This is a genomic window from Lentisphaerota bacterium (assembly GCA_016873675.1).
In the GTDB taxonomy this organism is placed as follows: domain Bacteria; phylum Verrucomicrobiota; class Kiritimatiellia; order RFP12; family JAAYNR01; genus VGWG01.
On the sequence record VGWG01000117.1, the window covers coordinates 1 to 7,689 of the forward strand.

Below are 7,689 nucleotides of genomic sequence, written 5' to 3' on the forward strand. Positions count from 1 at the left end.
AAGGTGGCCGGCATGACTGTGCCGGACAGCGTGCCCGACGCCGCTGCGGGGATGCTCTTCAACAACGATGGCCGACTGGTGGTCTGCGACGGCGCGCGCCCGGCGGGAACCGAATGGGTCGTGCTGACGAACCACACGCCGCGCGCGGCCGGCACCTGGGCGCGGCTGACGGTCCGGGCCGATTACGCCTCGCAGACGTGGACGCTCTACCTCGACGGCACGGCCGTGGCTGAGAACCTCGGGTTCGCCTCGCCGCAGACACGGCCCACCTGTTTTTCGATCGAAGGATCTGGCGGAGTTGTGGACGATCTGTACGTGGGACTCGCCCAGCCCGCCGGTTTCCCCGGCGCGGGCAATCTCGTTCCCGACGACTGGTACCTGGGCCATTTCGGGGAGATCCGCGCCGACGGCGCCGACTCCGACGGCGACCGGATGAGCAATCTGGAAGAGTATATCGCCGGAACCAACCCGGACGACGACACCTCCTATCTCGGCTTCACCAGAATCCCCGTTAGCGGGGTTTCAGGCGAGTTCCTGGTGCGGTGGCAGAGCGTCTCGAACAAGCTGTACACCCTGCAGGCGGCAACGAATTTGACAGACGGGTTTAACCTGATTCTCGGATCGAACATCCCCGCCACGCCGCCGGAGAACGTGCATACGGACAGCGTGGGCAGCGTGCGGACGAAGTTCTACAGAGTGAAAGTAGAGCAGGACGGTGAGTGAGAACGGTTGACGGGGACAAGGTCTGTGTGAAGGGAGTTAGCAGGACTATCAGAGCCGCCGACCCGGTGTTCACCGAGTCGCAGCGCGCGGCTGCAGCGAGTTACGGCCTCTGCAAGGACGAGTTTACAGATACCGGCTACTGGCCGCCACAGCTCTATGTCCGCGAGAGCCGCCGCATGCAGGGGTTGGTTGTAATCACCCAGAACGACATCATCAGCAATCCCTCCAAGCCGGACCCGATCATGGTCTCCTCCTTCCCAATTGACTCGCACGACGTGTCTGCGCATCCTGGAAACACGGGCGAACCCCGCCGACGCGGGCGCTTTCGTCATTCCCTGGCAGAGCGTGGACGGAAAGAGCTACACCCTCCAGGCCGCGACGAACCTGGCGATCGGTTTTGACGCCACACGGGCGACGGGGATCGAAGCCACACCGCCGCTGAACACCCACACCGACAACGTGAATGGGGCAGGCGCGACGTTCTATCGGATCCTGTTGGAAGACTAGGGGCCTTCACGATCGAAGACACACACAACTACACGACCGTGTTGAAAATTCTTGAAACTTTGTTGACGCATGACTCATGCTGTACTACCATTCCGCAATTACGATTGGTAGAGTCCTATGCTCAGCAGACACTTTGTCGGGATCGTTGTCGGTCGTGTAACCGGTGGTGTAGCCTCTGGTCTGTGGTGGGTATTCTCTCCAAACGGTTTTGTGGGGCGTGGCAGCCAGACGTTGTTGCCCGGTGAATCTCGCGTAACAACCACGGCTACTTCTGTTGTTCCTGCAGATTCGGCTCCCGCTCCAAGACCCACTCACGCACCGGCAGATCAACGCCACGCTCCACTTCTTGCTGCGGCCATCGTGACGCCCACCACGGGCGGTCTGTCACGGGTGCCATCACCGACACCGTCTGAATCGGTGACGCATCCATCCGTTAATCGCCAACGTCCGGACGGTTTCCATAACACAGTGTGCCCCATCACGCTCCCGCTCAGGAGCACGTTGGGGTGAGGGTTGGGGCGATAGCCTGAGAGGCATCGCGATTCAAAAAAGAAGAGAGGAACGCAGATGATGAGTATGATGCGCAGCGTGATGGCGGGGGTGATCTTCTTCGCGTCAGTATTGACTGTTTCGGTGGGCCTTGCAGCCAAGCCAGAAGAGCGAGTCAAAGGCCCAAAACTGGGATTTTCGGATACGAAACGAAAACGCGGACCCGACGCGATCAAAGCCATCGGGAATCGGATGTCCGAAGTCGCTCGGCACCACGGGATGAGTCAGGAGCGGCTGAAGGACATGATCGAAAAGGATCATGACCTCTGGGTGACGGAGGACTCGGATCTGCTCTACATTTGCGAGGGACTGGACTGTCCCGATCATGCCCCAGCGGAACAGGCCCCCTCCACCAACGGGATCAATTCCTCGTTTGATGTGCCGTATCCTCTCACCCAGACCTTTCTGCTCCACAGCAAACCCGGTGCCACCAAGACCATCTTCCTCGATTTCAATGGTCACACCGTCAGCAATTCTGTCTGGGAGAATGGTGGCAATCTGAAATTGGACGCCTACTACAGCGATCTCAACTCATCGACTGTTAAAACAGAAATCCAGGGAATCTGGGCGCGGGTGGCGGAGGATTTTGCGCCGTTCGACGTGGATGTTACCACCGAGGATCCGGGCACGGAAGCCTTGCGCAAGGTCGGGACCGGAGATACGCAGTGGGGTATCCGCGCGTGCTTTACCAAGAATAAAAATCTGCTCACCGGAAATGCCATTATTAACGCTGGCGGCGGCGGCACGGCCTACTATAACTCGTTCAGTTGGAGCACGGACGAGCCGGCTCTTATTTTCAACACCGGGCTCTATACGGGATCTCAAACCGCATCGCATGAAATCGGCCACACCTTGAATCTGACCCACATGGGGTCCACACCGAGTACCGAGTATTATGGGGGGCACGGATCGGGCTCGACGTCGTGGGCGCCGATCATGGGTGCGAGTTGGCTGGGCAATGACGAGGTCGTGGTTCAGTGGACCAAAGGCGAATACTACCTGGCCAATAACACACAGGATGAGTTGAACGTCATCACGACTCAGAATGGCTTCGGCTATCAGACGGATGATCACGGCAACACCAATAGTACCGCAACGTCATTGACGGCCAGCGGGAACGTCTTTACCGTTCGTGGTATCATTGAACAGCGGAGTGACGTTGATGTGTTCAGCTTTACCGTGATCACTGGCGGCGTAACCATCACGGTGTCGCCCTATACGCCCGCCCCGAATGTGGATCTGCGTGCAAGCCTGTTTAACGCCGCCGGATCCCTGCTTGCGGAATCGAATCCTGCGGGAACCTTAACCGCGTCTCTCTCCACAACCTTGGTGGCTGGCACCTACTATCTGCACGTCGCAAACGCCGCCGATGGCAACCCGCTCGCCAGTACGCCCACCGGATATACGAGCTATGGTTCGCTGGGACAGTACGCCGTTACCATCCAAAACGGACAGACCGTCAATCAGCCCCCCGTGGCCTTCCCGCAGTCTATAACCACGGCGGAGGATACACCCACAACGATCACACTGACCGGCAGCGATCCTGAAGGATCGAATCTGACCTATGCGGTGGTAGCCAATCCGATTTTCGGCACGATCTCCACAGGCACTGGGGCCATGCGCACCTACACGCCTGCGGCCAACTACAACGGCACGGATAGCTTCACCTTCAGTGTCAACGATGGCCTCACCAACAGCGCAGCCGCCACGGTCTCCATCACAATCACGGCTGTGAATGATGCCCCCGCTTGCGCGCTCACGGCGCCGACGACTGGCGCGACCTACTTCGCGCCAGCTTCCATCGCGTTCACGGCCACGGCTACGGATGTAGATGGCACCATCACCCAAGTGGAATTCTTCAACGGCGCGACCCTGTTGGGTGTGGACACAACCAGCCCCTATGCCTACAGTTGGAATAACGTGACCGAGGGTTCCTACACGCTTACCGCCAAGGCAACCGACAACAGCGGAGCCGTCACGACTTCGGCGGGGGCGAGCGTCACGGTGACACTGGCGACCTACACGGTGACCTACGACGCCAACGGCGCGACGGGCGGAGCCGTTCCCGCAGCACAGACCAAGACGAACGGCGTGGCGCTGACGCTGGCTACGAACAGCGGCAACCTGGTCAGACCAGGTTACATCCTCACGGGTTGGAACACCGCATCCGATGGCAGTGGCACGAGCTACGCCGTGGGCGCAAGCTACACCAGCGAGTCCTCTGTAACGCTCTACGCCACGTGGCAGGCTAACGGGATTGTTCAACCACTCCCCTTCGACGAGGGATTTGAAACGACGACGGTCGAGCTGGGTGATCTCAACGGCCAGAACAACTGGGTCGTTAGCGCCGCAGGCGCGGCCTTGGTTCAGACCGACGAGAAATACGCGGGCGACCGGGCACTGAAAATTAACGCCGCCAACACGGTCTCGGTCAGTCAGGCGCTGACCTCTACCGCGAGTGTGGTCTGGCTCGATCTCATGCAGCAGGTTGTCGCCGGACAGATTCCTGCAACCCGGCCTGATGCGGCGGCGGCATTCCTGTTCGACGCGAACGGACGGCTCCTGGTGTGCGACGGGGTACAATCGCCGGGGGCGGAGTGGGTCACGCTGTCGAACCACACGCCGATGGCGGCGGGTGACTGGGTGCGACTGACTGCGCGGGCCGACTACTCGGCACAGACGTGGGACCTCTATCTCAATGGGACGAATGTGGCTGAGAATCTCGGGTTTGCCACCACCCGGACCGGGCTGGGCGGGATACGCATCGAGGCTAAGGCTGCCGTCGTCGACGAGGTCCATGTGGGCACGTCGAGTCCCTTCGGCCCGGGCGCGAATAATCCGCCAACCTGCGCGCTGACGTCGCCGACGAACGGGGCGAACTTCACCGCGCCCACGACGATCACGCTCACCGCCGACGCCTCGGATGCGGACGGCATGATCGCCAAGGTGGAATTCTTCAATGGCACAACCCTGCTGGGCGAGGACACGACCAGCCCGTTCCAGTACGACCTGTCCGTTGGGGTGGCGGGCGGATCCTACACGCTGACGGCGACGGCGACCGACAATGCTGGAGCAGCCCACACCTCGGCGGCCGTGAACGTGACCGTGTCTCCAGCCCTCTACGCCGTGGAGTATGATGCCAACGGCGCAACGGGCGGATCGGTCCCGGCTTCGCAGACCCAGACAAACGGCACGGCGCTGACGCTGGCCTCGAACAGCGGAAGTCTGGTCAGAGCGGGTTACACCTTCATTGGCTGGAACACCGCCTCCGACGGCAGCGGCACGGTTTATGCGGAAAGCGCCAGCTACAGCGCCAATGCGGCGGTCACGCTCTACGCCGAGTGGAACCAGAATCCGACCTGCGCGATTACGTCGCCGACGAACGGGGCGTCCGTTACCGCGCCCGCTTCGATCCTGATCGAGGCCGACGCATCGGACACTGACGGCACGATCACCCAGGTCGCGTTCTTCAACGGCACGACCCATCTGGGCACCGCAGTCTCCCTCCCCTACCAGTTCGACTGGACCGACGTGGGTGCAGGGGTGTACACCCTGACGGCACAGGCGACCGACGATGAGGGCGCGACCCACACCTCGGCGACCGTGACCCTCACCGTCATTGAGGCGGCAGTCTCCAACGACCTCCATTTCGTCGAGGGCTTTGAAACCAACACGGTTTCGCTGGGCGATCTCAACGGCCAGAACAACTGGACGGTCAGCGCGGCGGGCACGGCCTGGGTCCAAACCAATGCGTCATTCGCAGGCGAACGGGCGCTGAAGATTGATGCGCAGGGACCGGTCTCGGTGAGCCAGGCGCTGACCACCACGGCGAGCGTGGTCTGGCTCGACGTGATGCAGCAGGTTGTCGGGGGGGCGACGCCGACAGCCCGGCCCAATGCCGCCGCCGCATTCCGCTTCGATACCCACGGCCGCCTGGCCGTCTTTGACGGGTTGCAAGCAGCCGGGTCGGAGTGGGTCACGCTGACGAACCACACGCCGATAGCAGAGGGCGCATGGACGCGGCTGACGGCGAAGGCCGACTATGCGGCACAGACGTGGGTGATTTACCTCAACGGCACGAACGTCGCCGAGAATCTCGGGTTTGCCACCAACCGGACCAGTCTGAGCGGTCTCAGCATCCAAAGCCAATCGGGTGTCTTTGATGACGTGTACGTTGGCCTGATCCGCCCCGCCGGGCTGGTCGACGTGAGCGGGTCAGCGCAGGCGAATGTCGCTCCGACCAGTTGGTATCTGGAGCACTTCAAGAACGTGCGGTACCTGGACGATGACGACCCGGACGGCGACGGCATGACTAACCTTGAGGAATTCCGGGCCGGCAGCAAGCCAAATGATCCGACGTCCAGCCTCCGAATCATGGAGACCACAGCGAATCCAGCCAACGCGAATGGGTTTGTCATTCGCTGGCAGAGCGTGGACGGGAAGGTCTACACCCTCAAGTCTGCCACGAGCTTGGCTGGCGCTTTCGATATGATTGTGGCCGAGAATATTCCCGCGACGCCGCCCCTGAACACATTCACCGACACCGTGGAGCGAGCAGGCATGAAGTTCTATCGGGTTCTGCTGCAAGAGTAAACCCCGCCACGTCCTTCAACACGAAAGAATGACCATGACTGTGACAAACATGAAAAGCGTTGGGATTAGGAGTCGTGCGCGGGGTTCCTGGCCGGTGTTCGCAGCGGCGCTGGCCGTTGGAATGCTGGCGGGAACGGCACCACGCGCCGAAGCGGTCGTAGCCACAGGCGGAACCGTGACAGAAATGACTGATGCGGGCGGAACGAACTGGATCATCCATACCTTCACAACCGTTGGAACCACCAACCTCACCGTCACGAGTTCCGGCAGTGTCGACGTGCTGGTCGTTGCGGGTGGCGGCGGTGGCGGCCGTGCAGGCGGCGGCGGTGGTGGCGGCGGACTCGTCTGTTCAAACGCATTCCCAGTGGTTGCGGGAAACACTTACACCGTCACGGTGGGCGCTGGCGGCGCCGGAGCGACCGCCCGCACGACCAGAGGGAGCAACGGGAACCCATCGACCTTTGGCAGTATCGTGGCCATGGGCGGCGGCGGCGGCGGGTCATACCTTGAAGGTAACGGCCCGGGCCTGGCTGGCGGCAGCGGCGGTGGGGGCACGTTTCGTAACAACACGCTCTCTGTCGGTCAAAATCTCGGCGGGGCTGCAAGCCCTTCCGGACAAGGCTATGCGGGTGGAAACGGCAGCACGGCGGCGACTCCAGCCCTGGGCGCTGGCGGCGGCGGCGGAGCAGGCGCAGCCGGAGGGTCAACAACCACTGCCACTGGAGGAAATGGTGGGGCAGGCTTGTCGTACAGCATTTCAGGAACGGCGACCTTCTATGCAGGCGGTGGCGGTGGCGGAGCTACCACCACGGCCGGCACGGGAGGAACGGGAGGCGGAGGCAATGGCTCTAAGGATGGAGCCCATGCGACTGCCGGCACAGCCAACACAGGGGGTGGCGGTGGCGGCTCACGAGATAATCCCAACACCGGATTTGGTGGAAACGGCGGCAGCGGCATTGTGATCATTCGATATCCCGAAACGTTGGTGGTCGAGAACGTGGGCCCCGTGATCCAGCTTTGGTAAGGTCTGACCAGACGCGACGTGTGATCGGATGCGACCGCACGAATAGAAACCCTTTCACGGACCGCGTATTCTCATATTCTGACTCCTGTATTCTGACTCCTGACTTCTCTCTTGCAAACACCCCGAAGGGGTTTTGCAAGAGCCTCTTAGAATCCGCCGATTTGACCCCTAATCCTCGCCTAAGGCAGGGCAAATGTACGCAACCCGTTAAAAGAGAGAAGAAAAGGCTTGCTGACGGGCTATAGATTTCCTATACTGCATGTCCATGGCTACCCGTCTTCCGTTGATGCACA

Annotated in this window: 4 protein-coding genes; all 4 read left to right on the forward strand. The window is 61.2% G+C overall.

The window, feature by feature from the left end:
* Positions 1-12: 12 nt before the first annotated feature.
* Positions 13-723, forward strand: a complete 711-nt coding sequence (locus tag FJ222_11030) for a hypothetical protein (protein MBM4164953.1) — start codon at positions 13-15, stop codon at positions 721-723.
* Positions 720-1,124: an FAD-dependent oxidoreductase gene (locus tag FJ222_11035; protein ID MBM4164954.1), complete on the forward strand. Its 405-nt coding sequence runs from the start codon at positions 720-722 to the stop codon at positions 1,122-1,124. The genes FJ222_11030 and FJ222_11035 overlap by 4 nt, the downstream gene beginning before the upstream one ends.
* A 673-nt stretch (positions 1,125-1,797) precedes the next feature.
* On the forward strand, positions 1,798-6,372 hold the full coding sequence (locus FJ222_11040) for a hypothetical protein (GenBank protein MBM4164955.1): 4,575 nt from the start codon (positions 1,798-1,800) through the stop codon (positions 6,370-6,372).
* Between the two features lie 34 nt (positions 6,373-6,406).
* Entirely contained in the window at positions 6,407-7,396 is a 990-nt protein-coding gene (locus tag FJ222_11045) for a hypothetical protein (GenBank protein ID MBM4164956.1), read from the forward strand.
* The last annotated feature ends 293 nt before the right edge of the window (positions 7,397-7,689 follow it).

Excerpts from the sequence above, each read along its gene's own strand:
- FJ222_11045 (MBM4164956.1), top strand. The coding sequence starts at position 6,407 with ATGACTGTGACAAACATGAAAAGCGTTGGGATTAGGAGTCGTGCGCGG.
- FJ222_11030 (MBM4164953.1), top strand. The coding sequence starts at position 13 with ATGACTGTGCCGGACAGCGTGCCCGACGCCGCTGCGGGGATGCTCTTC.
- FJ222_11040 (MBM4164955.1), top strand. The coding sequence starts at position 1,798 with ATGATGAGTATGATGCGCAGCGTGATGGCGGGGGTGATCTTCTTCGCG.